General features: G+C 50.9%; 1 protein-coding gene. It reads left to right on the forward strand.

Annotated features, from left to right (window positions below; translation table 11 throughout):
• Positions 1-590 precede the first annotated feature (590 nt).
• Positions 591-1282: MCP four helix bundle domain-containing protein (locus VQ02_RS33130; protein ID WP_048448527.1), on the forward strand; the 692-nt coding region annotated here is incomplete at its 3' end.

A 1282-nucleotide genomic window follows, 5' to 3' on the forward strand; every position in this document is an offset into this window, starting at 1 on the left:
CCTCGAACAAACGGATGAATTGTTCTGGCGAGAAGCGACCGGCTTGTTCAAGAAATCTATCTTATCTGAATTGAATTGATAATATTAATTAGAAATCTCTGATGATTGGCTTGTTATGTTATTTTATTATAATCTTATAAATATTTACATGGGACATCAGATCTGCAATGAACTTTTTGATCCACATCGTATGGCAGAGAAGACGGCAGCAACATTCGATGCTATAATTCATTGATGTCGAAATTTAATCCCGTATCGAGCGCTAACACACAGTTACTTTGCCTCATCAATATTTTTACAATGATAATATATATTAATAATGTATTTCATATTATTTTTACTTTTGAAAAATTCAAATATATAATCTTGTAATTATTTATAATCTGAAATCAGCTTTGGAACAAACCCAAAATTCCGGAAACATTCGGATACGGAGCAAGAATTGCCCAACATCCAAGTGTCCTCTACGGCAAAATTCCAGTGACGTTAGGAGATGATTAACTCGACGTTATTAGCTCTTGAGAGCTTTCCTGCCTGGTCGATCGTGCGCGCGGCAAATCGATCAGCCACTCACGCGCCCAATGCTTGCCATGCGCCTCTCACTCAAGACAACTCTCGCGGGATTGTTCGCGGGCTTGGCCCTCATAGCCTGCGCGCAGGGCGCGCTCGCCATCGTCAAGTTGTCGGGTATCCGACATAGTATTACCGAGGTTGCGATTAACTGGATGCCGTCCGTCGTGGCGATCAATGCCATCCGGTCCGAGGTTGATCAAGTTCGCATCAAGCAATACCGTCTCGTCACGGCGTCGAGCGATGCGCAGCATCGCGCCGACAACCAGCGCCAGTACGAGACCAGCCTCGATCGTGTTGCCAAGGTTCGAACCCGCTATGAGGCGCTGATCAGCTCGCCCGAGGAGCGGAGACTGTACGATGCGTTCGCGGCCAGTTGGTCCCAGTACCGTCGCGTCGGCGACGACGTGCAACGCATGATGGCAGCAGGCCAGCAAGGCGAGGCTCTGGAAGTCTTGACGGGTTCGCGAACCGTGGCGTTGTACGACGCGATACGCGAAACCCTCGATCGCGGTGTCAGCCTGAATGAGAGCGGTGCGCAAAGAGATGCGGATGCCGGTGTCACCAATGCCGACGCGGCCACGCTGACCTCGTGGATCGCGGTCGGCTTGGCATTCGCCGCCAGCCTTGCTGCGACGGTGCTCGGCATGATGCGCATCGCCCGGCCCCTGACGCAAATCACCCGAACGACGGCGGATCTCGCCGCCGGCGA

The sequence above is a fragment of the Methylobacterium variabile genome (genome assembly GCF_001043975.1).
Classification (GTDB): Bacteria; Pseudomonadota; Alphaproteobacteria; order Rhizobiales; family Beijerinckiaceae; genus Methylobacterium; species Methylobacterium variabile.